Genomic DNA, 26,188 nt, shown 5'->3' with positions numbered 1-26,188 from the left:
GAAAGCGATATCAATGCCGAAAGACCTGACCTCCCTCCTCAACAGCTACCTCGCCGACGGCGCGGTGGGTGCCTCGCTGGCCTATTCGACAGGCGCCGCGCCAATCGCCCTCACCGCGGGCCTAGCCGATCGCGCACATGGCACATCAGTCACACCGGACCAGTTGTTCAAGATCGGCAGCTGCACCAAGACCTTCGTCGCCGCCGCCCTGGTCAAGCTCGCCGAGACCGGCAAGCTCGAGCTCGGCGCGCCGATCTCCTCCTGGTTCCCGGATCTGCCGGGCGCCGGGAATATTTCGGTGCGCCAGCTGATCAACCATCGCAGCGGCCTGCCGGAATTCGAATATTACATACCGATGGATCCGGGCCGGCAATGGACGCCGCAGCAGCTGGTCGACATCGCCTTCGCCTCCGACAAACAGAAGGCACCGGGCGGACCCGCTGTCTACAACAACACCGGCTATGTGTTGGCCGGCATGGTGATCGAGGCCGTCACCGGCCAGTCGCTCGGCGCCTATGTCAGAAGCGCGGTCCTGCGGCCGCTCGCCCTGGAAAACACCTGGTCGCCAGCCACCGAAGCATTCCCGGAAAGGTCGATGGTGCGCGGCTACTACCACCGGCCGCCGCTGGCGCCGGGCGCACCGACAGACATCGCTTCCGGCGGCGAGATGTGGCGCATGGACGGCGTGCTGCCCTACTCCGACGAATTGCAGGATTCTTCCGATTCCTTCCCATTCGGCGCCGCCTATGGCTGCGGCGACATGGTGTCGACGCCGTCCGACATGGTGAGCTTCATGCGCAGCCTGTTCTCCGGCAAGCTCTTGTCGCCGCCTTTCTTCGCCGAGATGTTCGAACGCCGCGTGCCGGCGAGCTTCCCGGGCACCCGCATGCGCGAGACCGGCGCCGGCATGTTCCAGAGCGCCTATGCCGACCGCGCCTTCTACGGCCATCAGGGCAGCATTCCGGGCTATGTCGCGGTCATGCTGCATGATCCGGCGACCGGTCTTACCATCGCCATGACCAGCAATGTCGGCTCCGGCAACCGCCTGTCCTTCCAGGCCAGCGGCCTGCATCCCGTGGTGGATCAGGCGATCCGGATCATTCTGGAGCAGCCAAGCCGGGCAGCATCTGGCTGAGCACGCGATCTCGCAGAAGAACGTGGTGGAAGACGGCCGCCGCGGCGTGCAGGCCGGCCAGCCACATGAGGATGTCGCCAAGCGTGCCGTGGATTTCCGCCAGCGAAGCGCCGACGTCCCATGGGGCGAAAAGCGGACCGATCGGACCGAAGCCGTACACCGTGACCGGATGGCCGCCAAACCATGCGCCGAGCATGGCGGTCACCGGCACAGCGAACATCAATGCGTAGAGCGCCCAATGTACCGCCTTCGACCCGACATACATCCAGGCGGGCATGGACGGAGCATCGGGAATGCGATCGAACAGCCGCCAGGCCAGGCGGATCACCAGCAGCCAGAAAACCGCGAAGCCGAGCGATTCATGAAGCAGCAGCATCGAGGCCCTGGGCGCTGAATAAACGCGCGTAGGAGGGCCGCCTGCCGAGACCAGGAAGGCGATGAGCACGAGCAGTGCCGTCAACCAGTGGAATGCCTGGGCAAGGCTTCCGTAGCGAGTTGTGGTACCGGACAGTGACATGCAGGAACTCCGCGGCAGTTGCACAAGGCTCCCCGCGCCAGGCCGAATTTGCCTTTATTTAGCTGCGCCTCGAGTGAGAACGATTTATGGCGGAGCAGGTCGGGTCGGCTTGTCGCACCGGCTGCACAGCCAAGGCGCTTGAGACCCTTCAGGTTTTCGACCAAAACACCGCCGCCGCCCCCGCGACGATCTCCGCATTGTCCAGCGCCACCTTTCCATCGGGAAGCGTCCTGCCGTCTTCCAGTCCGACCCGCGTCGACCAGCGCCTTCGACGCGCGAGCTCCACGAACGGCCAGACCGTGGCATCGGCGCCGTGCAGCAGGATCGGCCGCCGCACCCCGGCGCGGTCCAGCGCGGCGGCGATGCCGTGCGCCTCGGCGAGTGCGGTGGGCAATTCCTGTATGTCGATCTCGATCAGGATGCGCAGCACCCGGTCGTGATCGGCAAGACTGACGAACCGCTCGGTATCTTCCGTTGTGGCAAGGCCGGCCTCGATGCCGACGCCGCGCTGGCGCAAAAGCTCCATCACGCCGGGCGCGTCGGCCTCCGAAAGATTGACCGAGGCATAGTCGGGCAGTTCGCGCCAGCCGGCGATCGCCGCGCGGGTGCGCTCGACGTCATTCTCGATCCAGGCGCCTGTCGACACGCCGATCAGCGTGCCGGGACAGGCCCGGCGCACCGCCAGCACGGTCGCGTCCACGGCGGCCAGGCTCTCGCGCCCGTCCGCGCCGCGCGGATGGATGTGCAGCTCGGCCGCGCCCGTGGCGACGCAGGCGGCCGCATCGCTCGCCATCGCCTGCGCCGTCAGCGGCAATTTCGGATGAAAATCGCGCGGTCGTGCGCCATTGATGCAGGCCTGGACGATCATGGCTGCCATCCTCGGACAAGGGAGCCAGCACTCTAGCTGCGTGGCAAGGCATGGCAAAGAGTTGGGCGTTGTCTCTCCTGACAGCGGCCGGTGAGACTGCCGATCTCCCCCTTGTGGAGGAGATCGGCAGTTCCACGGCCTCGCTCTTCCTTATCGGAATCCCGGCATTTGAATAAAATCCGCCTGTGGATATTTACCCTGTGTTCCGCCAGACCGGCCAAGATATATTAGGGCGAGGTAATGGAGGGATCATTGACCAGCGATTTTTCAGCCGCCCGGGTGCATCTCGAACGCGCCTATCACTATTTGCGCGGCGATGACGAGACAAGCCGCTCGGCATGCGAAGCCCTCGACCTGCTGATCGAAGCGGTCGCGGAGGCGCAGCACAGGCGATCGGAGGCAGAGGTGTTGGAGTTTCCGCGATCGGCACGGTTCGCCGACCGCCAGTGATCGTTCCGCCACGCCCGGCCGACCGCCCGGAGCCGTTCCAGAGGCCGTGCTTAACAGCTCTTCGGGATTGCCTAATGGAGTGTTGGAGTGGCTCGGCGATTCTGGCGGGCGGCTTGCCCGCTTCAGGCGCGCCGCCTGTCGGGCATTCCGGCCGTCGCGCGCGAAACGATCGCCTCCAGCGGCTCGGGACGATGCAGCAAGAAGCCCTGGCCATAGGCGACGCCCATGTCCTGGAGCATGGCCAGCGTATCGTGCCGTTCGATCTTCTCGCCCACCACGGCGAAGTCGAGGCTCCTCGCAATGCCGGTCATCGCCAGCACGATCTCGCGATCGAAGCGGCTGTCGGTGATATGTTCGATGAACGAGCCGTCGATCTTGATCGCATCGACGGGAAAGCGCCTGAGATACTCGAACGAGCTCATGCCGGCGCCGAAATCGTCGAGGCTGACCCGGCAGCGTCGCTCGCGCGCCTTGCGCACGAAGTCCTCGGCGGCGTCGAAATTGGTGACGGCCGCGGTTTCGGTGATCTCGAATCCGATGCCGGAATGCGGCGCACCGGTTTCCTCGATGGTGTTGTCGACGAAATCCCACAGCCCCGGATCGCTCAATGTCTGAGCCGACAGGTTGAAGCCCAGCGTCAGCGCCCCGGCAAGCAGCGCCGGTCCGTGCCGCAACAGCGCCGTGCGAATGATCCAGCGGTCGAGTTTCGAGGCGATGCCGAAACGCTCGGCCACCGGGATGAATTCGCCCGGCGGCACCAGCCGCCCGTTGCGCGCGGCGAGCCTCGCCAGCACTTCGACGTGCCGGCACTCTTGCCATGGCTTTCCCAGGAGATGGATTTCCTGGCCGAACAGTTTCAGCCGCCCGTCGTCCATGGCATCGACGGTGTCGGCTGCGATGCGCGCCGCATTGAGGCCGGCGGCCCCAGATCGCGCCGCGGCCGAAAACACCGCGAAGCGGTTGCGCCCCGCCGCCTTGGCCGCGTAGCAGGCGTCGTCGGCGCAAGCCAGCGCATCGGCCACGGTGGTCGTGGCGTCATCGATGAAGGCGATGCCGATCGAGGCCGCCAGTCGGCGCGATGACGCGGCCGGGCCGAGATCGGCCTCACGCACCGCCCCAAGCACGGCCCCGGCGATCCGCTCGGCCTGCACCGCGTCGCAATGCGGCACCAGCAGCGCGAACTCGTCACCGCCCAGGCGCGCCGCATGCGCCGACGGCGGCAGGCAGCCGCGTATGCCCCCCGCGACGCTCTTCAGCGCCAGGTCGCCGGCGGCATGCCCGGCGAAGTCGTTGAGCGCCTTGAAGTAATCAAGATCGACATAGAACACCGCCAGCGGCGCTCCCGCCGCGATATGCTCGCCAAGCAGCCTGTCGAAGGCGGCGCGGTTCCACAGGCCGGTCAGCGCGTCGTGGCGGGCGGCATAGGCCAGTTCCTGTTCGCGCAGCTTGTCTTCGGTGATGTCGCGCACCGTGCCGAGGATCTGGCCGGCGGCACCGGCGGCGGCGACGAAACGCACCAGCGATTCGACATGACGGATATCGCCGTCGCGCCTGATGATGCGATATTGCGCGGCAATGACGCCGTCGGTTTCCAGCGGCGCCCTGTGGGCGCGTTCGGCCGCCTGCTTGTCGTCGGGATGCAGGTAGCTGTGCCATAGGTCTGCCGTCACCTCGTCGGTAACGGCGACAAGGCCGAATATTTCCCTGGTGCGGGAATCCCAATAGCTTTTGTTGCTGGCAATGTCGTAGTGCCAGATGCCGGTGCCGCTGGCCGCGAGCGCCAGGCGGAAGCGGATGTTGACCTGTTCCAGCGCGGCCTCTGCCGCCTTCTGTTTCGAAATATCGGTCTGCACGCCCATCAGCCGGATCGGTTGGCCGTCGCGGTCGCGTTCGACGATGCCGCCGCGGTCGAGCACCCAGACCCAGTGGCCTTGCTTGTGCCGGAGCCTGAGCTCGGTCTCGATGGTGTCGGTCAGGCCGGCGATGTGACGGTCGCCGCTGGCCAGCGCCTGCTCGCGATCGTCGGGATGGGTAAGCCGCAGCCAGAGGTCGCTGCTGTTGGCAAGCTCGCTTTCGTCATAGCCCAGCATCCGCGCCCAGGTGGCGGAATAGAAACACTCGCCTGTCCGAAGGTCCCAGTCCCAGACGCCAAGTTGGGCGCGCTCCAGGGCCTTCTCCCAGAACGTTCCATTACGGCTTTTCTTGTCCTGACCCGCCATCTTCCGTTTCGTCCAACCCCGCCGGGGGCAATCTGCGGCAAAACCAGAGAAGAAAGCGTTACCACGCCGGTGGCTCCGCCGCGTTCCTCGCTTGCGGTCCCGACTTTCGATTGGCGGGCAAGAAGCGGAGTTTGCCCGCCCGCCGATCCTCCTAGTGTTTGCGCGGGGTCGCCGCCCGCCCTGGCGATCTCGTGCAAACACAAGAGGACTTTTCCCATGACCAAACAGGAAGACAACAAGGCCGTCGTCGCTAGATGGTTCACTGATTTCTGGGGTGAAACCTGCGATCTTTCCGTCGTCGACGCCATCGCCGCGTCCGACATGCTGCTCAAATATTCGCTGCATGAATCGCGCCGCGGCCGCGAGGACATCAAGGCCTTCATGACCGATTTCCGCGCTGCCTTCCCGGACCTCAACTTCTGGGCCACCGCCGACCTCATCGCCGAAGGCGACTATGTCGTCGGCCAGTGGGAAGGCGGCGGCACCCATGCCGGTCCGGCCTTCAGCGATTTCCTCGTCGGTTCGCTGCCCGCCGCCACCGGCCGCACCATGCGCTTCACCGGCACCACGGTGCTGAAGGTGATCGAGGGCAGGATCGTCGAGGAGATCGGCCTCGACGACGGCGTCGCGGCGTTGACCCAGCTCGGCCTGATCAAGGCGGCTTGAATGAGAGGGACCATCGCCGTCCAGGCAGTGGTCCCTCTCGATTGCACGTGCGTGACGAAAGGCCTCTTGGCAGCAACCCAACACAGGGCCAGCACCGCCATGGTCCTCAGCCCGTATTTGAATACAATACTACACTATTGAGTATTACATTGGAAACCAGACACCATTACGGGTGCAACAAGATATTAATACGTTGCCGCCAGAACATTCATAACAAGTTCGAAAGCTGGCGGGACCTCCCTGATGAGTGGGTACACCGGAACACAGGGCGGCGATCTCCGATCGGTTTCCACTGTTGATCTTGGCGTGGCGACAACCAGAAGCAGCTGGCTGCTGACGGGCCTGTGCCTGGTCTGCGTCGCGACGGCGCTTTGCCTGCGGCCTGAGCGATATCTTCTGCTGTCCATAAAGTACTTCGGGACATTCCTCGGCTTGCTGCCGGTGCTGCTGGTGGTTGGCCTCGGGTTAACGGCATTGGTGTATGGCGGGCCCAGGCCGACAAGATTCATGGTGCACATACTCAAGGAACGCGGGCCGGCGGCCGCGCGGGTCGTCTTGCTATTCTTTCTCGGCATCATCGCTTTCACAACATTCAGGATCACCATACCGGAGATCGTGCCTTACTATGCCGATCCCATGCTGGCCGACCTCGATCGTTGGCTGCACGGCGTCGATCCTTGGGTATGGACGCACGGCATCGTTTCAAAGCCCGCCTCCATGCTGGTTTTCAAGGCCTATATGTCCTGGTGGTTCATGCAATGGCTTGGCGTCGTGCTCTTCGTCGCCTTCTGGAACAGTCCCGCCCGGCGCATCCGCTATCTCTGGGCGTTCGCGCTCACCATGATGTTGTGTGGCACCGTTCTTCCAATCATGCTGTCATCCAGCGGGCCGATATTCTACGACCGGTTCTATGGCGGCAGCCGATTTGCCGGGGTGCTCGCAGCGCTGATGGCAGACCCGTATGCCTTGCCGGTGCGGTTCGCCGCCAGCTATCTGCTCGATGCACACGACAGCGGCCGCTCCGCGCTGGGCAGCGGCATCACGGCGATGCCCAGCATGCATGTCGCCATCGTCACGCTCAATGCCTTCTTCCTCACCGGCTTTGGTCGCCGCTGGGCCGTTGCAGGCTGGTCGTTCGCCGCACTCATCCTGTTCGGCTCGGTCTATACCGGCTGGCACTATGCCGTGGACGGCTACCTGTCGATCCTCGTGGTCTCTCTGCTCTGGTACCTGACCGGACGCTTCGTTCTACCGGCATCCGGGCAGCAGGCTTCCGACGTGGCCCAACAGACTTCCGATACGGGATTGGCGGCCCCTAATCCCGCGCCGCGATAACGGCCGGAGCGGACAGCGTCGAGCCAGGCGGCCTGCACCGCCTGGCTTCATTGCTTACTGGCTGGGTGCCGCCGCGTGTTCGCACGACACTTTCGTGTTCATGTCGGCGAAGGTGCCGGTCGGGTTGCCCTTCCAGGCCCAGACATGCAGCTCGTAGAATTCGCCCAGGCCGTAACGGTTGGGCGCACTGTTGAAGTTGAACAATTGGCCGTCCAGTGACGCCGGCCCCTTGGCGGTGATGTATTCGACCGCCACCAGCTTCAGTGTGCCGTCGGCCATCGGCTCGTACATCACGGCCTCGGGACGGGCGATGTCGATCTTGTCGTCCTTCAGGTATTGCCCGTTGACATAGTGAATGCCCATCGCGCCGCCGGTGATGCCGCTGGCGCAGGGAATGGGCGCATAGCCTTCGTCCGTGGCGACCTTGGCGTCGAGGAACCGGCTGTTCGCCGCCCGCACCTTGCCGGCCAGTGGATTCGCGCCGGATGCAGGCACGGCCTCTTGCTGATGGGCGTGGGCGAAGGTGGCGCAGGCGGCCAGCATGGCCCCCGCCATGAGAAGCCCGTTGCGGAATTTGCGTATCATGTTCATTCCATTCTTCTTGAAAAGGCCCAGCGCGCCGGCCGCCGGAAATACGGAGGCGCGGCAGGCAAGCGCCGTGATTGTCGTTGCTCGGAGAGCCCGAAAGCGATGCGACGGATGGAGGAAAGCTTCATCCCTTCGGCAGATACGGGATCGTCCCCGCCAGGTCGGTGTTGTCGATCATCTGGAAGCGGCTGTCGCTACCGTCCTGACGGGCCGAGACGAAGGGCGCGTAGGCCGGATCGTTGGCGAAGGCGCGCGCCGCCGCTTCCGACGGGAATGCCATCAGCGCGATCAGAGTGGTGTCGAGCGGCTTGCCTTCAAGCGTCTTCACATTGCCGCTGCGCGACAGATACTTGCCGCCATGCTTGTGGACGAGGTCGTGCACCGATGCGGCGTAGGCCGGCATCCACTGCGGGTTCTTCACCTTGATGTCTGCGATTACGTAGGTGGTCATGGTCTTCTCCCTGTACGGCGCACAGGGGAGATCCCCGCGGCCGGTCAAAGGGCTCGCATGGCAGGGCCGGCGCCGGCCAGTCCGCGATCTGTACCGGGCCGGTACAGTTTCCGTACTGGCCGCTTCCTTCATGAAGGCCTAATGTTCAGCCCAGTTTCGAGGGAGGACGTCGGATCATGGCCCAGCACGGATACAAGCAGTTCTGCCCGCTATCGATGGCCGCCGAGGTGCTGTGCACCCGCTGGACGATGGTGCTGATGCGCGAATTGGTGGCGGGTTCGACCCGTTTCAACGACCTGCGCCGCGGCGTTCCCAAAATGTCGCCCAGCCTTCTGTCGCAACGGCTGAAAGAGCTCGAGCTCGCCGGGATCGTCGAGCGCAAGGAGGTGCCGGGCGAGAAGGGCATCTCCGAATACCGGCTGACGGAGGCCGGCCGGGATTTGCGCCCCGTCGTCGAGGCGATGGGCTTTTGGGGACAGAAATGGGTCGAGTCCCGGCTGTCCCTCAAGAACCTCGATCCGTCGCTGCTGATGTGGGACATGCGGCGCAATCTGAACCCCTCGCCGCTGCCCGACGGGCGCACCGTGATACAATTCCTGTACCAGGAGCTGCCGGCGTCCAAACGGTCGTGGTGGCTGATCGTCGAAAAGCATGGCGAGGTCGATCTGTGCTGGTACGATCCGGGCTTCGATATCGACCTCTACGTCTCGACCGACCTGCACACGATGACGGCGATCTGGATGGGATTGATCACCGTCGAGAAGGCCGGCGCGAAGGTCGCCTTGACCGGAGATCAGCACATCGCAAGGAAGATGCAGACCTGGCTCGGCCTCAGCCCGTTCGCGGTCGAGCCCAAACGGGCGGCGTAGAAACGAGGGCTCGGGGAACAGCGATCGGGCACCGGGAGCGGCGGCTTTCGCCTTTCGCGACAGGTTGAATGTGTGAGTGAATAACCTTCAACGGGATGTGGGTGCTTCGATAGGGTAGTGCTTATCCTCATAAGCGTCGATCAAGGTCGCGAGAACATCAAACCGGTAATCGCCAAGAGAGCCGATTTCCGGCTCGTTCTCGAAATATTGGATGATTTCGGCAATCGCCCGATCGTAATCGGCCTCGGTCTTAAGGGGTCGAATGTTTTCCATCACACCTTCTCCGGATCAATCTTGTCATATCCTTTGTGTGTCCCGACGAATACGCTCGCGTCCACCTCTCAATTGGCAGGAAACGGGTGGCGACGCGGGTCGTCTGCGGCTTCAATGCCGGCCATGTTCATCACCCTTGCCAAGGATCTCAAACCCGCGCCGCTGCCGGCCGCCGACGATCCGCGCTGGACGCAAGTCGTGGCGCGCGACAAATCGGCCGATGGCAGCTTCTGGTATTCGGTGGCCACGACCGGCGTCTATTGCCGGCCCTCCTGCCCGTCGCGGCGCGCCAACCCGAAGAACGTGCAGCTCCACGACACGCTGGACGAGGCCAGGGCAACCGGCTTTCGCGCCTGCCGGCGCTGCAATCCCGACGGACCTTCGCTCGAGGCCGGCAACGCCGCGATGGTGGCCGAGGCCTGCCGCAGGATCGAACAGAGCGAGGAAGAACCGTCGCTCGGTGAACTGGCCGCCGCCGCCGGCCGCAGCGCCGGCTATTTCCACCGCACCTTCAAGGCCGTTACCGGCCTGACGCCGAAGGACTACGCGGCCGCCCGGCGCGCCGAAAGGGTGCGCCGGGGCCTGGAAGACGGCGCCAGCGTGACAGCGGCGATCTACGATGCCGGCTTCAATTCGAGCGGACGCTTCTATGAGAAGTCGGCCGGCATGCTCGGCATGACGCCGACGCGCTACCGCGCCGGCGGCGCCAGCGAGGAGATCCGCTTCGCCGTCGGCGAATGCTCGCTCGGCGCCATCCTTGTCGCATCGAGCAGGAAGGGCGTCGCCGCGATCCTGCTCGGCGACGACCCGGACGCGCTGGTGCGCGACCTGCAGGACCGTTTCCCCAAGGCGCGCCTGATCGGCGCCGACCGCGATTATGAGGCGCTCGTCGCCCGCGTCGTCGGTTTCGTCGAGGCTCCAAGGCTTGGTCTCGACCTGCCGCTCGACCTGCGCGGCACCGCGTTCCGGCAGCGCGTCTGGCAGGCCCTGCGGGACATCCCGGCCGGCCGCACCGTCTCCTATGCCGAGATAGCAGGGCGCATCGGCGCGCCGAAGGCGACCCGCGCCGTTGCCGGCGCCTGCGCCGCCAACGCGCTCGCGGTCGCCATTCCCTGCCACCGCGTGATCCGCAAGGACGGCGCCCTGTCCGGCTACGCCTGGGGCGCGGAGCGCAAGCGCGCGCTGCTCGGCCGCGAGACCTGAGGAGGAGCGGCAATGGGCGCGATGGCAAGGTCTTCCACCACCGATGCGGACATTGGGATCCCCCATCGCGGCGCCGTCAGACGCGCCAAAGATGCGCGGTCGCTGGTGATGGCTGCGCTCGGGGAGCTTGTCGAGAGCGGCAAGGCCGAGTGGAGCCGTGGCGCGACCGGCGAGATCGAACTGCGGCTGTTATCAGGCGAGGTTTTTTTGCTTGGCGAGGTTGCTGTCATTCGTATCGCATAAATCAGCGCTCTACGGCGCCCCCCTCTGTCCTGCCGGACATCTCCCCCACTTGGGGGGAGATTGGCTGTCACAACCGCCTTCGCCAATCTACGACGTTGCAGGAATGAGTGGGACGCCGAAATTGCCAATCTCCCCCCTCGTGGGGGAGATGTCCGGCAGGACAGAGGGGGGCGCCGTAGGGTACTTACCTCCGCACCGTTCCGGAAATTGAATTTGAAAGCAAGCATCGGAGTGAGGAACGGAAGGCACGCGGCTAGGGTTCAGGCACACAGAAGGAGTGAAGCAATGAACCTCATGCAAACCCACACGCCGGCGACAGCCTCCGGCGCCGACACCATCACCTACGCCATCGCCCAATCCGCGATCGGCAAAATCCTCGCCGCGCGCGGTTCCCTCGGCGTCTGCGCCATCCTGATCGGCGACGACGCAGAGGCGCTGGCGCAGGACCTCGCCAGCCGCTTTCCCGGCAAGATGCTGGTCGAGAACGAGACCGCCTTGCATGACGATCTCGCAGCGATAGCATGTTTCATCGAAACGCCCGCCGCCGGCCTGGACCTGCCGCTCGACATCAGCCGCGGCACGCCGTTCCAGCAAAAAGTTTGGGGCGAGCTTCGCAGCATCCGCCGCGGAGCAACCATCACCTACGCCGCCCTTGCCCAGCGTCTCGGCCGACCGAACGGCGCCCGCGCCGTGGCGACGGCCTGCGCCGCTAACGCGATCGCGCTCGGCATTCCCTGCCACCGCGTCGTCCGCGCCGACGGCACGCCCTCCGGCTACCGCTGGGGCACTGAGCGCAAGCACGCTTTGCTGGACAAAGAGGTCGCGATATGACCGCCCATGCCAGGGTTGCGGCATCGGTGGTGAAAGCCGCCGAGGAACGGGTTGCCGCTTACGACTGGCCAGCCCTAGGCGCCGAACTCGACGGCTTCGGCTGTGCCGTGATGGAAAAGCTGCTCACGCCGCAGGAGTGCCGGCAACTCGCCGGGCTCTATCCGCATGAAGAACATTTCCGCAGCCATATCCACATGGCCAGGCACGGCTTCGGCAAGGGCGAATACCGCTATTTCCGCTACCCTTTGCCGGACCTGATCGGCGGGCTGCGCACGGCGCTCTATCCCAGGCTGGCCGAGGTCGCCAACCGGTGGAACGAACGCATGGGCATCGCCACGCGCTATCCCGAAACGCATGCCGCCTTTCTCGAACAGTGCCACGCCGCCGGCCAGGTCAGGCCGACGCCACTTCTGCTGCAATATGTGCCCGGCGACTTCAACTGCCTGCACCAGGACCTCTATGGCGACCTCGCTTTTCCGCTGCAGGTGGCGGTTCTGCTTTCAGAACCCGGCGAGGATTTCACCGGCGGCGAGTTCGCCCTGACCGAACAGCGGCCGCGCATGCAGAGCCGGGTGGAAGTGGTGCCCTTGCGCCAGGGCGATGCCGTCTCCTTCGCCGTCCACAATCGGCCGGTGCAGGGCACCAAGGGCAATTACCGCGTCAATCTGCGCCACGGCGTCAGCCGCCTGCGCTCGGGCATGCGGCACACGGTGGGCATCATTTTTCACGATGCGAAGTGAATTGATGAGGTCAAGGTATTGACCAAGAGGTACATTGAGGCGCGTCTTGCCTTCTCCCCCTGGAGGCGAAGGCAGAACCGCGCTTGGTGCTGCATCGCCGACTGCCATGCCCAAGCTCAACGGCAGGCATGATATCAGTGCAATGCCTTTCGATTAGCCGGCCGGCGCGTAGCGGCTCACCACCATGCCGCTCGCATAGGATTTCGAGCCGAGCAGCCGCAGCCTGCCGAACCCGCCTTGGTCGAAGATGCGGCGGCCGGCACCCAGCACGGCCGGGTTGATGAACAGCTGGAACTCGTCGACCAGCCTGGCCGCGATCAGCGCCGAGGCGAAGCCGGCGCCGCCGAACACCGCGATGTCGCCGCCCTCACCCCTCTTCAGCAAGTCGATCTCCCGCGGCAGGTCGCCGCTGACCACTGTCGTGCCCTCCCATCGCGAGGCCTTGAGCCTGTCGCTCGGCACCACCTTCTTCGCCTCGACGATGCGCTGGGCGAAAGCGTAAAACGGGTCGCGCGGATATCTCTTCGCCGCATTGCCCCAATGGGCGAGGTAGCCTTCCTCGGCCATCTTACGGCTCAGGAGGATGGTATCGATGCCGGCGAAGACGGCGTTGAAGTCCCGCTTCAGCTCCTCGTCCCAGGCGCTGTCGTCGCCCCATTCCCAGAGCTGCCAGCGATGATCCGCGTCGGCGCCGACAAAACCGTCGACCGACATCTGCATCTGGAGGATCAGCTTTTTCATTATGGTTCTCCCAGTCAAGGGCCGAGCGGCTCGTTTTACCCGTCCGGCCGGCACGGTTGCCGATGGTTTACATTTGGAACTATTGACCTGAGATGAAAACGATGTCAATAGTAAAGCGATTTAAAAATGGAACCATACACATGTCGACACGGGACCGGTCTGGCTGCCCCATCAACCTGTCGCTCGAACTGCTCGGCGACCGCTGGACGCTGCTCATCATCCGCGACCTGGTCTTCGCCGGAAAAAAGCACTTTCGCGAATTCCTGCAATCCGATGAGGGCATTTCCTCGCGTACGCTGGCCGAGCGCCTCCAGACATTGCAGGACGAAGGCATCCTCACCCGCAGCGGTGATCCCACGCATGGCCTGAAGGCGATCTATCGCCTGACCGAGGCCGGCATCGACCTTGTGCCCGTGCTGGCCACGCTCGGCGCTTGGGGCAGCAAGCACCGCAAGGCCGACGATGATCTGGCAAGGATCGCCGATAAGCTCGCTGCCGACGGCGAGCCGGCGCTGGAGCGCCTCAAGCAGGCGCTGCGGGCGGAGCATCTCGGTTGATGGATGTCGCTAAGGCGGCCTCGGGGACAACGACCCGCACAGGCAACGCGCCTCAGAAAGCGCGTCACGGCCCTCTATTCGGAATAGCGCAAAAACAAGCGATTGGAGCGGTTGCGTGATGCATTGCAGCACGCCGGCGGCGAGCTATGGCGTGCGCAATATGTCGGCGCCCGCCTGCTCATCGAACAGCACGGCGCAGCCGCACTGCAGCGCGACTTCACTCAGCGCATTCGCGACCGTTTCGTCGGCCGAGACGAAATCGCCGGTCAGCACCCGCAATTCCTCCACGGCCTTGGCCATCGAAACCAGCCGCCCCGCGGCGCGGTCGGTCGAGCAGGCGTTGACGACGCAAACCAGATCGATCATTTCAAAGTTGCCCATGCCAGCCTCCGCACGCGGCGCCCTTCGGCCGTCAACGCGATTGTGAGCGACAATGTTCCGGCGGATCGCGACCTCGCTTGACAGCGAGCAATGTTTGTTCTCTTTATGTTCCATACTCTACAACGTCGCGAGGAACCGGGGATGGAGCCCACCATCCTGCATGCCGATCTCGACGCTTTCTACGCCTCGGTCGAGCAGCTTCTCGACCCGTCGCTGCGCGGCAAGCCGATCGCGGTCGGCGGCGGCGTCGTGCTCGCCGCCTCCTACGAAGCCCGCGCCTTCGGCGTGCGCGGCGGCATGCCGGGGCGCAAGGCGCGCGAGCTCTGCCCGCAGTTGATTTTCGTCGGCGGAAATTTCCGCGACTACCAGCGGCTCGGCGACGCCGCGATGAAGGTGCTCGACGATTTCACGCCGCTGGTCGAGCGCATCTCCATCGACGAGGCCTTCGCCGATGTCGCCGGTTGCACGCATCTGTTCGGCCAGCCGCGGGAGATCGCCTCGACCATTCGCAGCCGCGTGCGAAGCGAACTCGGCCTGCCGATCTCGATCGGCGTGGCGCGCACCAAGCACCTGGCCAAGATCGCCTCGCAGGTGGCCAAGCCCGATGGGCTGGTGGTGGTCGAGCCCGGCACGGAGATCGCCTTCCTGCATGACCTGCCGGTCTCCCTGATGTGGGGCGTCGGCCCGGCGACCAGCGCGCGGCTGGCCGAGATCGGCGTCCAGACAATCGGCGAACTGGCCAGGACGCACAGCGGCGCGCTGGCGCGGCTGCTCGGCCCTGCCGCCGGCGAAAAGCTTGCCGCCTTGTCGTGGAACCGCGATCCGCGCAAATTGGAAACACGTCGCCGCGCCCATTCGGCCGGTGCCCAGTCGGCGCTTGGCCGCAAGCCGGCACTGGAATGCGTCTACATCCCCGTCCTGCTGCATCTGGCCGACCGGGTCGCCAGCCGGCTGCGCGCCAAGGCGCGCCCCGGCCGCACGGTGACGGTGCGCGTGCGCTTCGCCGACCTCAGCGCCGTCACCCGCTCGATCACGCTCGACCAGCCGATCTCGGCGACGGTGATGCTGGCCGAGATCGCGACAGACCTGGTGCGGGGCGTGCTTGCCGATCATCCGCATGACAGGACGATTTCGCTGCTGGCGATCTCGGTCTCGCATCTCGAGGAAAGTGCCGAATTGCAGCTCGAACTGCCGCTCGGCCTCGCCGACGAAAAGCGCCGCCCCGGCACCAGGAAGGGCCTCGCACGCTTCGGCGCCGACCGCGCCATCGACAAGATCCGCGAGCGCTTCGGCAAACAGGCCGTCGGCTACGGCACCGTGGCGCTGGAGGCGGCCCGCTCCGTGCCCGACGAGTTCAGGGAATTGGCGCAGAAGGAATTGTAAGCGGGAATGGCTGTCTGCGCTCCTCGAATGGCGCACACCAGTTGGCTTCAGAGCCGCATCGTGCCGAAGACCCGATCCCAGAACAGCGACGTCACGCCGAAATTGACGTTTTCGTCGACATGATGATGCAGCGCGTGGCGGCGCTTCAGCGTGTAGAGATAGCTCGGATGAGTGGGATGCCAGTGATGGATCACATGGTGGATGCTGACGTACCATAGGTAGCCCAGCATCAGCCCGCAGCTCGCCGCGCTGGCGACCGCGAAATCCGAGACCATCCATACGGGAAAGAACGCGACAAGCGCATGCACGCCGAGGCTGAGCCAGGTCGGCGTGCCCACCGGACTGCGCTCCTCGACATGATGGCGGGCGTGCAGATCCCTGATCCAGGGAATGTGGTGAAGGACGAAGCGGTGCATGACGTATTCGATCAGCGTCCACAGACACAGGCACGCCAGCGCCGTCGCCAGCCAGCCTGGCGCGCTCTCTTCGCCGGCCTCGATAAGCCCGGCCACAGCCAGCAGGGCGATCGCCAGGGGGTAAACCACGAAGTCGCTGTAGTATCCAATGAGACCGAGTTCCATCGGAGCAAGCCTTCAACGCCGAAGAAGCGACAGATTGCCGAATGCGCGGGCGGGGAGCAACGCGGATGCGCCTGACATAGCGTCGCAATCACCTCGCGCAAGGTCGGCGGCAACGATTTGGAAGCCAGTCAACCGGCTGTTGCCTTCGAAACCAGCCTCGCAACGGGCTTGAAAAATGGCGGAACACAGCGCGGTCCCGAATGGACGGCCAACTCTTGATCGCCGTCAACCGCGCGGCACCGTCGGGCGTGGCCGCGATGTCACATTGGATGGCACACCCTCACCCGAACCTTGCCGCCGTCCACGCCCCGTCAGCCGCGTTCGACTCCACCGCCGCGGCGACGAACTTCACGCCGCGCGCGCCGTCGACCACATCGGGCACCTGCGCCGCCCGGGCCGCATCGACGGCGGCGCCCGAACGATGCGCGCGGATGATGTCGGCGGCGTCGCGGTAGAAATTGGCGAAGGCCTCGATATAGCCTTCGGGATGAGCGGCCGGCATGCGCGACACGCGCCGGCTTTCCTCGGTCGAGCCATGGCCGCCGCGCACGAGCGTGCGGCTTTCCTCGCCATATCTGGAGAAGCGCAGTTCCTCGGGCCGCGTGCCCGACCATTCAAGCCCCGCCTTGTCGCCATAGATGCGCACGGAGAGATCATTATAGTGGCCGGGCGACGTCTGGCTGGCCAGGATCGTGCCGCGTGCCCCGCCCGCCCAGCGCACCAGCACATGCGCGTTGTCATCGAGCCGCCGTCCCGGCACGGCGGTGAACAGGTCGGCCGACACCGTCTCGGCCTCGCGGCCGCTGATGAAACTCGCCAGGTTGAAGGCATGCACGCCGATATCGGCCAGCACCGCCGACTGGCCCGCGCGCGCCGGGTCGGTGCGCCATTCCGCCTGTTTCTGGCCGTCGGCATCGATCGGCCTGGTCAGCCAGTCCTGGATATAGGCGCCGTGCACGGAGACGATGCGGCCGAGTTCGCCCGCCGCCACCATCTCGCGCGCCTGGCGCACCATGGCGTAGCCGGTGTTGTTGAGGGTGACGACGAAGCGGCGATTTTTCTCCCGCGTCAGCGCCACCAGGGCTTGCGCCTCGCCCAGCGTCGTCGACAGCGGCTTGTCGCCGATCACATCGATGCCGGCTTCCAGAAAGGCTGTCGCGACCGGCGCGTGCAGGTGGTTGGGCGTGACGATGACGACCGCCTCGATGCCGTCCGGGCGCGCCGCCTCCGCCTTTGCCATCATGCGGTAATCGGCATAGCTGCGCTCCGGCGCGATGCCGATCTCGGCGGCCGAGGCGGCGGCGTTCCCGGGGTCGGACGACAGCGCTCCGGCCACCAGCGCGATCTGGTCGTCGAGCCGCATGGCGAGGCGATGCACCGCGCCGATGAAAGCGCCCTGCCCGCCTCCCACCATGCCGACGCGCAAACGCTTGCCCGCCGATCCGTCCGATGTCGCATAGACCATGTTTGTCCCCTCCGATTTAAGGATGTTAAGCTAGCACCCACCGTCGGGTTCTGTAGCGCCCCCCTCTGTCCTGCCGGACATCTCCCCCACAAGGGGGGAGATCGGATGTCACGCCGGCTTTCGCCAAATTGCCAGCGTTGCATGAAAGGCGTCGCGGTCGACGCCGCCAATCTCCCCACCTGTGGGGGAGATGTCCGGCAGGACAGAGGGGGGCGCCATAGGGTGCTATGTTGAATGCATCGAACTTCTTCGCTGCAGAACAGCTACCACCCTCGAACAGGATTTCCAATTTTCATATTGTAAAACGATCGTATCGCGCTAGCCTGAAATCATGAGCGGGGCGCGCAAATCATCCGGACGGTCCAGCGCCGACGAGGCGACGACCCGCAAGCGCGGGCGCTCGCTGGCGGCGCTCGGCTATATCAAGCCGCAGACTTACGAGGAGCTGCGCGCGGTGCTGTCGTCGGGCACGGTCCATTTTCCCAAGCGGCTGCGCCAGGTCGCGATCTTCCTGTGGCAGCATCCGAGCGACGTCGCGCTCGGCACCATCGCACAGGTCGCCGCGCAGGCAGGGGTGCAGCCTTCGACGCTGGTGCGCTTCGCCCAGATCTTCGGCTATGCCGGCTTTTCCGATTTCCAGGGCCTGTTCAAGGACCATGTCAAGGCGTCCTGGCCGGAAGGGCGCGGCCAGGAACGCACGCCGCGCGTATCCAATGCCGACCTGCATTTCCTGCGCGGCATGGTCGGCGCCTCGCAGGCCTCGCTCGGCCGCATCGAAACCGGCTTCGATATCGAGAGCTTCGAGAAAATGGTGGCGTTGCTTTCGGCCGCCGAGCTGATCTACGTCATCGGCTCCAAGCGCGCCTTTCCCGTCACCAGCTATCTCTCGCTGACCTTGTCGCAGCAAGGCGTGCGCAATGTGCTGGTCGACAATGTCGGCTCCACCGCGCTCGACCAGGTCGGCTGCATCGGCAGACGCGACGCGGTGCTGGCGGTCTCCTTCAGTCCCTACAATTCGATCACGCCCGACCTCGTCGCGGTCGCCCACGAGCGGCGCGCGCGGATCGTCACCATCACCGACAGCACTTTTTCTCCGCTGGTCAAGTTCTCGGACACCTGGCTGGAAGTTGTGGAACAGGACTTCGCAGGCTTCCGCTCGCTGGCGGCGTCGCTCGCCGTCGGCATGGCTTTGGTCCATGGTGTCGTGGCCCAACGGGCAGAATGATTGCGCGGTTGACTAACGGGAACTGACATTCCATATCTTCAGAAATAGAAACTTTGTTCCGGGAGGAGGAATGGAGCTTCAGCTCGACGGCAAGATGGTGCTGGTCACCGGCGCGACGCAAGGCATCGGCCGGGCAGTCGCCGAAACCTTGGCGCGTGCCGGCGCCGGCGGCCTGCTGGTCACTGGCCGCGACGGGACGCGCGGCGAGGCCGTTGCTGCGGAGCTCTCGCAAGCGGGCACGCCGGCACACTTCATCGCCGCCGAGCTTTCCGACCCGGCAGCCCCTGCCCTCCTGGCGCAAGCCTGCATCGACCGCTTCGGCCGTATCGACGGTCTCGTCAATGCCGCCGGCCTGACCGACCGGGCCTCCTTCCTCGATGCGACCCCCGACGACTGGGCCTCGCTGTTCGCCGTCAATGCCCGCGCCCCTTTCTTCCTCATGCAGGCGGCGATTGCCGACATGCGGAAGCGGGGCCAGGGCGGCGCGATCGTCAACATCCTGTCGATCAATGCCCATTGCGGTTCGCCCGAGCTCGCCGTCTATTCCGCCACCAAGGGCGCGCTGGCGACGCTGACCAGGAACGCCGCCAACGCCCACCGCTTCGACCGCATCCGCGTCAACGGCATCAATGTCGGCTGGACCGATACGCCCGCCGAGCGCGTCATGCAGGCCGAGACGCTCGGCCACGGCGCCGGCTGGCTCGATGCCGCCAACGCCGCGCAGCCCTTCGGCCGGCTGTTCTCGGCGGAGGACGTGGCCAGGCTCGCCGTCTTCCTTCTCTCCGACGCCGCGGGACCGATGACCGGCTCGCTGATCGACCAGGAACAGTGGGTGATCGGAGCCAACCGGTGAGCAGAGCCGCGCACGAGACGCTCGGTCCGGCCTTGCTCGGCCGCCTGCCGGCGACGGTGCAAAGGCCCGGCTATGACCGTGCCTTGCTCCAGGCAGGCATGGCGCATCTCGGCGTCGGCGCCTTCCACCGCTGCCACCAGGCCGAATACACCGACGACCTCCTGGCGCGGAGCTTCGGCCGCTGGGGCGTGGTCGGCATCAACATCCGTCCGCCGGCGCTCGCCGATACGCTCGGCCCTCAGGACGGGCTCTACACCAGGCTCATCCGCCAGGATTCCCATGTCGAGGCCCGCGTCATCGGCAGCATCGTGCGCATTGTCGATAGCCAGGCGAGCGCTATGCCCGCGCTCGAAGTGCTCTCCTCCCCGGACATCGAATTCGTGACGCTGACCGTTACCGAAAAGGGCTATTGTCATATTCCGGCCAGCGGCGCGCTCGACCTCGACCATCCCGACATCGTCCACGATCTCGCAAACCCGCTGACGCCGCGCAGCGTGCCCGGCATTCTGGCGCGGGCGCTGGAGCAACGCATGGCCACGCACGGCCGGCCGCTGACGCTGCTCTCCTGCGACAACATCCCGGCGAACGGCACCATCCTGGAAAATGTCGTGCGGACTTTTGCCGAACGGCGCGGCAACGGCCTTGCCGGCTGGATCGCCCCCAATGCCGCCTTCCCCAGCGCCATGGTCGACCGCATCGTGCCGGCGAGCACGCAGGCCGATCTCGACGGTGTGGAGCAGCTTTTCGGCTACCGCGATGGAGCCGTCGTTGCCGGCGAGCCGTTCCGGCAATGGGTGATCGAGCAGAAATTCGCCGGCCGCGTGCCGCGCTGGGACCTGGTGGGGGCAACCTTCGTCGACGACGTCACGCCGTTCGAGCATCTCAAGATGCGTGTGCTGAACGGCGCTCAGACGACGCTCAGCTATCTCGGCGTGCTGGCCGGCCTTGAACACACTTTCGATGCGATGGCGGACCCGCTGCTGTCGGCCTTCGTGCGCCGCATGCTCGTCGAGGAGACGCTGCCAACGTTGAAGCCGGTGCCCGGCATGGACCCATCAGCCTATGTCGAGCAGAGCCTTGGCCGTCTGCAGAATACCGCGATCCGCCACCGCAACCACCAGATCGCCACCGACGGCTCGCAAAAGATCGTGCAGCGCCTGCTCAACCCGATCCGCGATCGGCTGGGCGAGGAAAAAAGCATTGCGCTGCTGTCGGTATCCGTCGCCGGCTGGATGGCCTATCTGATCCAGGCTTCGCCCCGGTTCGGCCGGCGCTGGCCGGTGTCGGACCCCTATGCCGGCAAGGTCGCTGGCTTAGCGGAGGCAAGCGGACGCGACATCCCGGCGCTGGCCGCGGGCATCCTGGCGATTGACGCCATCTTCGATCCCGCCCTCGCCGCCAACGACATGTTCCGCAAGGCCGTCACATCGGCGCTCGACGGGCTGTTGTCGGACGATCCGATGGCAACCGTCAGGCATGCATGCGCGCAACCGGCAGATGAGCGGTTGAAGCAACCGGCACGATCTGCATAGTAGGAATCGGTCGTGAATTCACGACCGGGGGAGGCACTATGAGGCTTGGACTGCTCACCGCACCGTTCGCGGAGACGCCGCTCGACGCGGTCGCCGACTGGGCAAGCTCGGCCGGCTTCGAGGCGCTGGAAATCGCCTGCTGGCCGAAAGCCTCGGGCGCCAGCCGCCGCTATGCCGGTACCAGCCATATCGACACCGCCGCGACCTCGCCGGCGCAGGCCAGGGACATCGCGGCAAACCTTGCCGGCAAGGGGCTGACCATTTCCGGTCTCGGCTACTATCCCAACCCGCTGCATCCCGATGCCGCCCACCGCAAGACGGTGATCGACCACCTGAAGCAGGTGATCGTGCTGGCCGCGAATATGGGCGTGCCCCTGGTCAACACCTTCTGCGGCGGCGATGCCTCGAAGACCGTCGACGTCAACTGGCAGCACGCGCTCGAGGTCTGGCCCGACATCGTCGCCCATGCGCGCGACCACGGCGTCAAGCTCGCTTTCGAGAACTGCCCGATGATCTTCAGCTATGACGAATGGCCGGGCGGCCACAACATCGCCTATTCGCCGCTGGTCTGGCGCCGCATCCTCGAAACCTGGGGCGGCGATGTCGGGATGAATTTCGATCCTTCGCACCTGGTCTGGCAGATGATCGACCAGGCCCGCTTCATCAGGGAATTCGGCCCCTACATGCTGCATGTCCATGCCAAGGACCTGATGATTGATCATGATGGTTTGTACGAGCGCGGAATCCTTTCGTCTGGCATAGGCTGGCAGGTGCCGCGCATGCCGGGGCTGGGCGATGTCGGCTGGAACGGCTTCTTCTCCGGCCTCTATCGTGCCGGCTACGACGGCCCGATCATCATCGAGCACGAGGACCGGTGGTTCGAGGGCAGCGACGATAAGGTCAAGCGCGGTTTCCTGCTTGCCCGCGACGTGCTGCGTCCCTTCGTCAAATGAAGGCGCAAAAACAACATCGAGGCGCCGCCTGAATCTCTTTCTGCGCGGCCCGGTGTAACGACTTGGAATCGAAACGAAAATCAAAGTGGAGGAAATCTGAAATGAAGAAATACCTGACCATGGTGCCGCTCCTTGCCGGCGCTGCCTTGCTGGCCTCGATGGGCGCCTCGTCCGCCGAGGGCAAATACACGATCGGCATCTCCAACACCGTGCAGGGCAATGGCTGGCGCGAGGAGATGGTCTGCGCCATGAAGGCGCAGGCGCTGGCCTCCGGCGAAGTGACCAAGCTCAACATCGCCCACCGCAATACCGACGCCGCCGGGCAGCTCGAGGACATCCGCAACCTGATCAGCGCCAAGGTCGACGCCATCGTCGTCAATCCGGCTGATCCCGCCGGCATCAAGGCGGGGCTGGAGGAAGCCACCAAGGCCGGCATCGTTGTCGTCGCCGTCGACCAGGCGGTCACCGAACCCTCGGCCTACATCATCTCCAACAACCAGGAACAATATGCCTATCTCGGCGCCAAATGGCTGTTCCAGCAGATGGGCGGCAAGGGTGAGGTGTTTTACATGCGCGGCGCCGCCGGCGCCTCCGCCGACAGCGACCGCGACAAGGGCTTTAAGAAGGCGCTGGCCGAATTCCCCGACGTGAAGGTCGCACAGGAAGTGTTCACCGGCTGGCAGCAGGACCAGGCCAAGCAGCAGATGCTGTCCTTCCTCGCCACCGGCACGCCGTTCAACGGCGTGTGGACCTCGGGCATCGACAACGTCATCGTCGACGCGCTGGTGGAATCGCAGGCGCCGATGGTGCCGGTCGTCGGCGCCGACAATGCCGGTTTCGTCGGCCAGCTGAATTCGGTCAAGGACCTGGTCGGGGCCGCCGTGACCAATCCCGGCTCGATCGGCGGCGCCGGCGTGACGCTCGCGCTCCAGATCCTCGACGGCAAGAAGCCGGCGCAGCAGACCGTTCTGGTCGAGCCGCAGCTCTGGGAAAACGCCACCGAGGAAGGCAAGGCCAAGCTGAAAGCCGCCGCCGATCCGTCGCTCAGCCCGGAATGGCCGGTCTCGATCTCGATCCCGGACTGGACGACCTACACCAAGGACCAGATCGTCGCGTGCAAGGGGCCGGGGGAGTAAGGGCTATTTTGATTGGCTAGCGAGGATGGCGTTTGCCGTCCTCGCCAACCAAAGGTTTGATAGGTTAGCGCTCTACGGCGCCCCCCTCTGCCCTGCCGGACATCTCCCCCATTTGGGGGGAGATTGGCAGTTTCGGCGCCGGCTCTCGTCTTGCCACGTTGAAAATTGGCGAAAGCCGAAGTTACGGCCAATCCCCCCTTGTGGGGAGATGTCCGGCAGGACAGAGGGGGGCGCCGTAGAGCGCCAGCAATTGAGTTTCTGATACGGACAGCAATTTGACCACCAGTCCCCTCCTCGACGCCTCCGGCGTCGCCAAGAATTACGGTGCGGTTGCCGCGCTGCGCGACGCGTCGCTGTCCGTGCTGCCGGGTGAGGTGCATGCCCTGATGGGCGCCAATGGCGCCGGCAAGTCGACGCTGGTGAAGATCCTGACCGGCGCGGTTCCTGCCTCGGCCGGGCGCGTGCTGATCCGTGGCGAGGCGCGTGACATACGCTCGCCCGCCGCCGCGCGCCGCGCTGGCCTTCTGCCCGTCTACCAGGAACCGTCGCTGATCCCCGATCTCGACATACTGTCCAATCTGCGGCTCACCGGCACGCCCGTCGAGCCGTTCCGTGCCTGGGTGCACGAACTTGGTATTCCCGACCTCGACCTGCGCGACACCGCGCGCGACATTCCGCTGGCGGTGCTGCGCGTGCTCGATCTGGCGCGGGCGCTCGCCGTCGAGCCCGACGTGCTGCTGCTCGACGAGATGACCGCGGCGCTCCCCGCCAACCTCGCTGAAAAAGTGCTGGAAGTCGTGCGTCGCCAGGGCGACAGCGGCCGCGCCGTGATCTTCATCTCGCACCGCTTCGTCGAGATTTCGGCGCTCTGCGACCGCGCCACCGTGCTGCGCGACGGCGCGACCGTCGGCGTTCTCGACATCGAGCCCGGCGTGGAGGAAAAGATCGTCGAGCTGATGCTCGGCGCCCGCATCGAGAAGACCAAGATGGCAGCCCGCGCCGCCGGCCAGGCCGCCACGTCGGCCCCTGTCCGCCCGCGTCTCGCCGTGCGCAATCTGCGTGTCGGCACCAAGCTCAACGACGTCTCCTTCGATCTCGCCGACGGCGAGGTCGCCGGCGTCGTCGCGCTCGAAGGCCAGGGCCAGGATGAATTGTTCGCCGCCCTTGCCGGCTCGATCAAACCGTCCGGCGGCACGATCGAGGTCGACGCCCAGCCGGCGAAATTCACCCATCCGATCGACGCCATCCGCGCCGGCATCGCCTATGTGCCGGGCGACCGCTCCGAGGCCCTCGCCATGCAGCGCTCGGTGCGCGAGAACATCGCGCTGCCCTTCAGCGCCGCCTTGCGCAACTGGGGGCCGATCGCCATGCGCAAGGAGCGCGCCACGGTGGCGAGCGCCATCGCGCGCCTCCAGATCGACACCCGCGCGCAAGGCGAGGTGCAGCGCCTGTCCGGCGGCAACCAGCAGAAGGTGACCATCGCCCGCTGGATAGCGGCGGATGCCCGCACCATCCTGTGCTTCGACCCGACGCGCGGCATCGATGTCGGCACCAAGCAGGAGATCTATAAATTGCTGCGCGAGCTCGCCGGCCACGGCAAGTCGGTGCTGTTCTACACCTCGGAACTCGAAGAGGTGCAGCGCGTCTGCGATCGCGTCATCGTCATCTTCGGCGGCCGCGTCGTCGATATCTTCCCGGTCGAGGAGGCGGACGAGCCGGCACTGATGCGCGCCGCCTACGGCCTGCCGCGCGGCGCCAAGGCCGATGTCGGCATTTTGGCGGACCCCACAGCAAATACCCCGGATGCACCGGAGGCGACGCCATGAGCCATCTCCTGCGCCGCCAGGGCTGGGTCGCCGGCCTGTTCGCCCTCCTCGTCGTGCTGTTCGTCGTCACCAAGCTGATCCAGCCCGGCTATGGCAGCGGCGATTTCGGCTCGCTGGCGCGCGCCGTCTTGCCCTACGCCTTTGCCGTGGCCGCGCAGACCGTCGTCGTCATCGCCGGCGGCATCGACCTGTCGGTCGCCGCCATGATGGCGCTGACCAGCGTCACCGCCGCCTCGATGATGGCCAGCGCCTCGGAAGAATACGCGCTGTTCGTGGTGCCTTTCGTACTGGCCATGGGTTTTGTGCTCGGCGCGCTCAACGGCCTGCTCATTGTCGTCACCCGCGTCCCCGACATCGTGGTGACGCTCGCCATGCTGTTCGTGCTGCAAGGGGCAGCGCTTCTTGTGCTCGGCGCGCCGGGCGGCGCCGCCGCCGAATGGCTGAAGGCGATGATTTCAGGCACGGTCCCGATACCCGGCCTGCCGCAGAACATCGACGCCTGGCTGCCGAAGGCTCTGCTGGTGCTGATCATCTGCCTCTGCATCGTCTGGATACCGCTGAGGCGCTCGCGCCTCGGCCTGTCCATCTACGCCATCGGCTCGAGCGAGCTGGCGGCGTTCCGCAGCGGCGTGCCGGTCAAGCGCACCCGCATCATCGCCTATGCGTTGTCGGGCCTGTTCGCGGCCATGGGCGGCCTGGCGCTGACCATGAGCACCGGCATCGGCGCTCCTATTCCCGGCCCCTATCTGCTCGCCAGCGTCGCGGCCGTGGTGCTGGGCGGCGTGGCGCTGGGCGGCGGCAAGGGCGGCCTGCTCGGCCCCATCGTCGCCGTCTTCGTGCTGCGCCTGGTGCGCACCGATCTCACCCTGCTCGCCATTGATCCCAACGTCACCGCCATCATCGAGGGCCTGATCATGGTCGCCGTGGTGATGTTCGGGGCTTTCATTACGATGCGGGGGCGGCAATGATGAGTGGGCGTGAAATGTGGCGCAGCGCTCTACGAGGCCCCCCTCTGTCCTGCCGGACATCTCCCCCTCAAGGGGGGAGATTGGCAGCTTCGGCGTCTCGCTCGTTCTTGCAACGCCGACAATTTGCGAAAGCCGTCACCCCATCCGATCTCCCCCCTGGAGGGGGAGATGTCCGGCAGGACAGAGGGGGCCGCCGTAG

General features: G+C 65.5%; 28 protein-coding genes. 18 read left to right on the top strand and 10 right to left on the bottom strand.

Going from position 1 to position 26,188, the window contains the following annotated elements; genetic code table 11:
• Positions 1-13 precede the first annotated feature (13 nt).
• Positions 14-1,135, top strand: coding sequence for a serine hydrolase domain-containing protein (locus tag FJ443_RS09910; RefSeq protein WP_140516020.1), 1,122 nt, complete (start codon positions 14-16; stop codon positions 1,133-1,135).
• Here the strand turns inward: FJ443_RS09910 and FJ443_RS09905 are convergent.
• Positions 1,098-1,652: a cytochrome b gene (locus tag FJ443_RS09905; RefSeq protein ID WP_140500038.1), complete on the bottom strand. Its 555-nt coding sequence runs from the start codon at positions 1,650-1,652 to the stop codon at positions 1,098-1,100. The two genes, FJ443_RS09910 and FJ443_RS09905, sit on opposite strands and share 38 nt — an antisense overlap.
• Before the next feature lie 148 nt (positions 1,653-1,800).
• Positions 1,801-2,520 carry a 3-keto-5-aminohexanoate cleavage protein gene (locus tag FJ443_RS09900; protein ID WP_140521498.1) on the bottom strand — a complete coding sequence of 240 codons (720 nt, stop codon included), beginning with the start codon at positions 2,518-2,520 and terminating at the stop codon, positions 1,801-1,803.
• A gap of 252 nt (positions 2,521-2,772) precedes the next feature.
• Between FJ443_RS09900 and FJ443_RS09895 the strand changes: the two genes are divergently transcribed.
• Entirely contained in the window at positions 2,773-2,970 is a 198-nt protein-coding gene (locus FJ443_RS09895; protein ID WP_181165267.1) for a hypothetical protein, read from the top strand.
• Positions 2,971-3,092: 122 nt separating this feature from the next.
• Here FJ443_RS09895 and FJ443_RS09890 read toward each other — a convergent pair whose 3' ends face one another.
• Positions 3,093-5,189, bottom strand: a complete 2,097-nt coding sequence (locus FJ443_RS09890; RefSeq protein ID WP_140521497.1) for an EAL domain-containing protein — start codon at positions 5,187-5,189, stop codon at positions 3,093-3,095.
• Positions 5,190-5,405: 216 nt separating this feature from the next.
• On the opposite strand from FJ443_RS09890, the gene FJ443_RS09885 reads away from it, so the two are divergent.
• Positions 5,406-5,855: an ester cyclase gene (locus FJ443_RS09885; protein ID WP_140500045.1), complete on the top strand. Its 450-nt coding sequence runs from the start codon at positions 5,406-5,408 to the stop codon at positions 5,853-5,855.
• Positions 5,856-6,098: 243 nt separating this feature from the next.
• Complete coding sequence (locus tag FJ443_RS09880) at positions 6,099-7,190, top strand: phosphatase PAP2 family protein (RefSeq protein ID WP_140500047.1); 1,092 nt, start codon at positions 6,099-6,101, stop codon at positions 7,188-7,190.
• Between the two features lie 54 nt (positions 7,191-7,244).
• Here FJ443_RS09880 and FJ443_RS09875 read toward each other — a convergent pair whose 3' ends face one another.
• Positions 7,245-7,781 (bottom strand): hypothetical protein, encoded by a 537-nt coding sequence (locus tag FJ443_RS09875; RefSeq protein WP_181175087.1) that lies wholly within the window; start codon positions 7,779-7,781, stop codon positions 7,245-7,247.
• A 121-nt stretch (positions 7,782-7,902) separates the two neighbouring features.
• Positions 7,903-8,229 carry a DUF1330 domain-containing protein gene (locus FJ443_RS09870; protein WP_140500048.1) on the bottom strand — a complete coding sequence of 109 codons (327 nt, stop codon included), beginning with the start codon at positions 8,227-8,229 and terminating at the stop codon, positions 7,903-7,905.
• A 176-nt stretch (positions 8,230-8,405) separates the two neighbouring features.
• Here FJ443_RS09870 and FJ443_RS09865 point away from each other — a divergent pair, with 176 nt between their 5' ends.
• Complete coding sequence (locus FJ443_RS09865) at positions 8,406-9,098, top strand: helix-turn-helix domain-containing protein (RefSeq protein WP_140500050.1); 693 nt, start codon at positions 8,406-8,408, stop codon at positions 9,096-9,098.
• A gap of 87 nt (positions 9,099-9,185) precedes the next feature.
• On the opposite strand, the gene FJ443_RS09860 is transcribed toward FJ443_RS09865, so the two are convergent.
• Positions 9,186-9,371 (bottom strand): transcriptional regulator, encoded by a 186-nt coding sequence (locus FJ443_RS09860; protein WP_140500052.1) that lies wholly within the window; start codon positions 9,369-9,371, stop codon positions 9,186-9,188.
• A 123-nt stretch (positions 9,372-9,494) separates the two neighbouring features.
• Between FJ443_RS09860 and ada the strand changes: the two genes are divergently transcribed.
• The 4 genes from ada to FJ443_RS09835 all read left to right on the top strand — a co-directional run bounded on the left by ada (position 9,495) and on the right by FJ443_RS09835 (position 12,388).
• The gene (gene ada / locus FJ443_RS09855) at positions 9,495-10,574 is read left to right on the top strand and encodes a bifunctional DNA-binding transcriptional regulator/O6-methylguanine-DNA methyltransferase Ada (protein WP_181175086.1); all 1,080 of its coding nucleotides are present in this window, start codon (positions 9,495-9,497) and stop codon (positions 10,572-10,574) included.
• A 12-nt stretch (positions 10,575-10,586) separates the two neighbouring features.
• The gene (locus tag FJ443_RS09850; protein ID WP_140500055.1) at positions 10,587-10,817 is read left to right on the top strand and encodes a hypothetical protein; all 231 of its coding nucleotides are present in this window, start codon (positions 10,587-10,589) and stop codon (positions 10,815-10,817) included.
• A gap of 285 nt (positions 10,818-11,102) precedes the next feature.
• On the top strand, positions 11,103-11,648 hold the full coding sequence (locus FJ443_RS09840; protein WP_140663711.1) for a methylated-DNA--[protein]-cysteine S-methyltransferase: 546 nt from the start codon (positions 11,103-11,105) through the stop codon (positions 11,646-11,648).
• Entirely contained in the window at positions 11,645-12,388 is a 744-nt protein-coding gene (locus FJ443_RS09835; protein WP_140663709.1) for a 2OG-Fe(II) oxygenase, read from the top strand. The genes FJ443_RS09840 and FJ443_RS09835 overlap by 4 nt, the downstream gene beginning before the upstream one ends.
• A gap of 153 nt (positions 12,389-12,541) precedes the next feature.
• Here FJ443_RS09835 and FJ443_RS09830 read toward each other — a convergent pair whose 3' ends face one another.
• Positions 12,542-13,129, bottom strand: a complete 588-nt coding sequence (locus FJ443_RS09830; protein WP_140663707.1) for a dihydrofolate reductase family protein — start codon at positions 13,127-13,129, stop codon at positions 12,542-12,544.
• A gap of 140 nt (positions 13,130-13,269) precedes the next feature.
• Here FJ443_RS09830 and FJ443_RS09825 point away from each other — a divergent pair, with 140 nt between their 5' ends.
• Entirely contained in the window at positions 13,270-13,686 is a 417-nt protein-coding gene (locus tag FJ443_RS09825; RefSeq protein ID WP_140500061.1) for a helix-turn-helix domain-containing protein, read from the top strand.
• Between the two features lie 144 nt (positions 13,687-13,830).
• Here the strand turns inward: FJ443_RS09825 and FJ443_RS09820 are convergent, their stop codons facing one another.
• Positions 13,831-14,067 (bottom strand): hypothetical protein, encoded by a 237-nt coding sequence (locus tag FJ443_RS09820; RefSeq protein ID WP_140500063.1) that lies wholly within the window; start codon positions 14,065-14,067, stop codon positions 13,831-13,833.
• Positions 14,068-14,208: 141 nt separating this feature from the next.
• On the opposite strand from FJ443_RS09820, the gene dinB reads away from it, so the two are divergent.
• Positions 14,209-15,450, top strand: coding sequence for a DNA polymerase IV (gene dinB / locus FJ443_RS09815; protein WP_140663705.1), 1,242 nt, complete (start codon positions 14,209-14,211; stop codon positions 15,448-15,450).
• A 47-nt stretch (positions 15,451-15,497) separates the two neighbouring features.
• Here the strand turns inward: dinB and FJ443_RS09810 are convergent, their stop codons facing one another.
• A complete protein-coding gene (locus tag FJ443_RS09810; protein WP_140500066.1) occupies positions 15,498-16,031 on the bottom strand; it encodes a sterol desaturase family protein in 534 nt (177 codons plus the stop codon).
• Positions 16,032-16,311: 280 nt separating this feature from the next.
• On the bottom strand, positions 16,312-17,496 hold the full coding sequence (locus tag FJ443_RS09805) for a Gfo/Idh/MocA family oxidoreductase (RefSeq protein WP_140657687.1): 1,185 nt from the start codon (positions 17,494-17,496) through the stop codon (positions 16,312-16,314).
• A 331-nt stretch (positions 17,497-17,827) separates the two neighbouring features.
• Between FJ443_RS09805 and FJ443_RS09800 the strand changes: the two genes are divergently transcribed.
• The 7 genes from FJ443_RS09800 to FJ443_RS09770 all read left to right on the top strand — a co-directional run bounded on the left by FJ443_RS09800 (position 17,828) and on the right by FJ443_RS09770 (position 25,989).
• Positions 17,828-18,721, top strand: coding sequence for a MurR/RpiR family transcriptional regulator (locus FJ443_RS09800; protein WP_140500070.1), 894 nt, complete (start codon positions 17,828-17,830; stop codon positions 18,719-18,721).
• Positions 18,722-18,791: 70 nt separating this feature from the next.
• Positions 18,792-19,574, top strand: a complete 783-nt coding sequence (locus tag FJ443_RS09795; protein ID WP_140500072.1) for an SDR family oxidoreductase — start codon at positions 18,792-18,794, stop codon at positions 19,572-19,574.
• A complete protein-coding gene (locus FJ443_RS09790; protein ID WP_140663702.1) occupies positions 19,571-21,106 on the top strand; it encodes a mannitol dehydrogenase family protein in 1,536 nt (511 codons plus the stop codon). Before FJ443_RS09795 ends, FJ443_RS09790 begins: the two co-directional genes overlap by 4 nt.
• Positions 21,107-21,144: 38 nt before the next feature.
• Complete coding sequence (locus FJ443_RS09785; protein WP_140663700.1) at positions 21,145-22,059, top strand: sugar phosphate isomerase/epimerase; 915 nt, start codon at positions 21,145-21,147, stop codon at positions 22,057-22,059.
• A gap of 101 nt (positions 22,060-22,160) precedes the next feature.
• Positions 22,161-23,195, top strand: coding sequence for an ABC transporter substrate-binding protein (locus tag FJ443_RS09780; RefSeq protein ID WP_140582418.1), 1,035 nt, complete (start codon positions 22,161-22,163; stop codon positions 23,193-23,195).
• Between the two features lie 275 nt (positions 23,196-23,470).
• Entirely contained in the window at positions 23,471-25,021 is a 1,551-nt protein-coding gene (locus FJ443_RS09775; RefSeq protein WP_140663698.1) for a sugar ABC transporter ATP-binding protein, read from the top strand.
• Positions 25,018-25,989: an ABC transporter permease gene (locus FJ443_RS09770; RefSeq protein ID WP_140663696.1), complete on the top strand. Its 972-nt coding sequence runs from the start codon at positions 25,018-25,020 to the stop codon at positions 25,987-25,989. The genes FJ443_RS09775 and FJ443_RS09770 overlap by 4 nt, the downstream gene beginning before the upstream one ends.
• The last annotated feature ends 199 nt before the right edge of the window (positions 25,990-26,188 follow it).

Origin of the sequence: Mesorhizobium sp. B2-6-1 (genome assembly GCF_006440475.1) — a bacterium.
Taxonomy (GTDB): domain Bacteria; phylum Pseudomonadota; class Alphaproteobacteria; order Rhizobiales; family Rhizobiaceae; genus Mesorhizobium.
The sequence above is the reverse complement of the archived record's forward strand: the minus strand, read 5'-3'. Positions and strand labels throughout refer to the sequence as shown.

Coding starts and splice junctions, on each gene's coding strand:
- FJ443_RS09785 (WP_140663700.1), top strand. CDS start 21,145: ATGAGGCTTGGACTGCTCACCGCACCGTTCGCGGAGACGCCGCTCGAC.
- FJ443_RS09835 (WP_140663709.1), top strand. CDS start 11,645: ATGACCGCCCATGCCAGGGTTGCGGCATCGGTGGTGAAAGCCGCCGAG.
- FJ443_RS09825 (WP_140500061.1), top strand. CDS start 13,270: ATGTCGACACGGGACCGGTCTGGCTGCCCCATCAACCTGTCGCTCGAA.
- FJ443_RS09800 (WP_140500070.1), top strand. CDS start 17,828: ATGAGCGGGGCGCGCAAATCATCCGGACGGTCCAGCGCCGACGAGGCG.
- FJ443_RS09905 (WP_140500038.1), bottom strand. CDS start 1,652: ATGTCACTGTCCGGTACCACAACTCGCTACGGAAGCCTTGCCCAGGCA.
- FJ443_RS09880 (WP_140500047.1), top strand. CDS start 6,099: ATGAGTGGGTACACCGGAACACAGGGCGGCGATCTCCGATCGGTTTCC.
- dinB (WP_140663705.1), top strand. CDS start 14,209: ATGGAGCCCACCATCCTGCATGCCGATCTCGACGCTTTCTACGCCTCG.
- FJ443_RS09865 (WP_140500050.1), top strand. CDS start 8,406: ATGGCCCAGCACGGATACAAGCAGTTCTGCCCGCTATCGATGGCCGCC.
- FJ443_RS09850 (WP_140500055.1), top strand. CDS start 10,587: ATGGGCGCGATGGCAAGGTCTTCCACCACCGATGCGGACATTGGGATC.
- FJ443_RS09805 (WP_140657687.1), bottom strand. CDS start 17,496: ATGGTCTATGCGACATCGGACGGATCGGCGGGCAAGCGTTTGCGCGTC.
- FJ443_RS09820 (WP_140500063.1), bottom strand. CDS start 14,067: ATGGGCAACTTTGAAATGATCGATCTGGTTTGCGTCGTCAACGCCTGC.
- FJ443_RS09860 (WP_140500052.1), bottom strand. CDS start 9,371: ATGGAAAACATTCGACCCCTTAAGACCGAGGCCGATTACGATCGGGCG.
- FJ443_RS09840 (WP_140663711.1), top strand. CDS start 11,103: ATGAACCTCATGCAAACCCACACGCCGGCGACAGCCTCCGGCGCCGAC.
- FJ443_RS09900 (WP_140521498.1), bottom strand. CDS start 2,520: ATGATCGTCCAGGCCTGCATCAATGGCGCACGACCGCGCGATTTTCAT.
- FJ443_RS09875 (WP_181175087.1), bottom strand. CDS start 7,781: ATGAACATGATACGCAAATTCCGCAACGGGCTTCTCATGGCGGGGGCC.
- FJ443_RS09770 (WP_140663696.1), top strand. CDS start 25,018: ATGAGCCATCTCCTGCGCCGCCAGGGCTGGGTCGCCGGCCTGTTCGCC.
- FJ443_RS09890 (WP_140521497.1), bottom strand. CDS start 5,189: ATGGCGGGTCAGGACAAGAAAAGCCGTAATGGAACGTTCTGGGAGAAG.
- FJ443_RS09780 (WP_140582418.1), top strand. CDS start 22,161: ATGAAGAAATACCTGACCATGGTGCCGCTCCTTGCCGGCGCTGCCTTG.
- FJ443_RS09830 (WP_140663707.1), bottom strand. CDS start 13,129: ATGAAAAAGCTGATCCTCCAGATGCAGATGTCGGTCGACGGTTTTGTC.
- FJ443_RS09885 (WP_140500045.1), top strand. CDS start 5,406: ATGACCAAACAGGAAGACAACAAGGCCGTCGTCGCTAGATGGTTCACT.
- FJ443_RS09795 (WP_140500072.1), top strand. CDS start 18,792: ATGGAGCTTCAGCTCGACGGCAAGATGGTGCTGGTCACCGGCGCGACG.
- FJ443_RS09870 (WP_140500048.1), bottom strand. CDS start 8,229: ATGACCACCTACGTAATCGCAGACATCAAGGTGAAGAACCCGCAGTGG.
- ada (WP_181175086.1), top strand. CDS start 9,495: ATGTTCATCACCCTTGCCAAGGATCTCAAACCCGCGCCGCTGCCGGCC.
- FJ443_RS09810 (WP_140500066.1), bottom strand. CDS start 16,031: ATGGAACTCGGTCTCATTGGATACTACAGCGACTTCGTGGTTTACCCC.
- FJ443_RS09910 (WP_140516020.1), top strand. CDS start 14: ATGCCGAAAGACCTGACCTCCCTCCTCAACAGCTACCTCGCCGACGGC.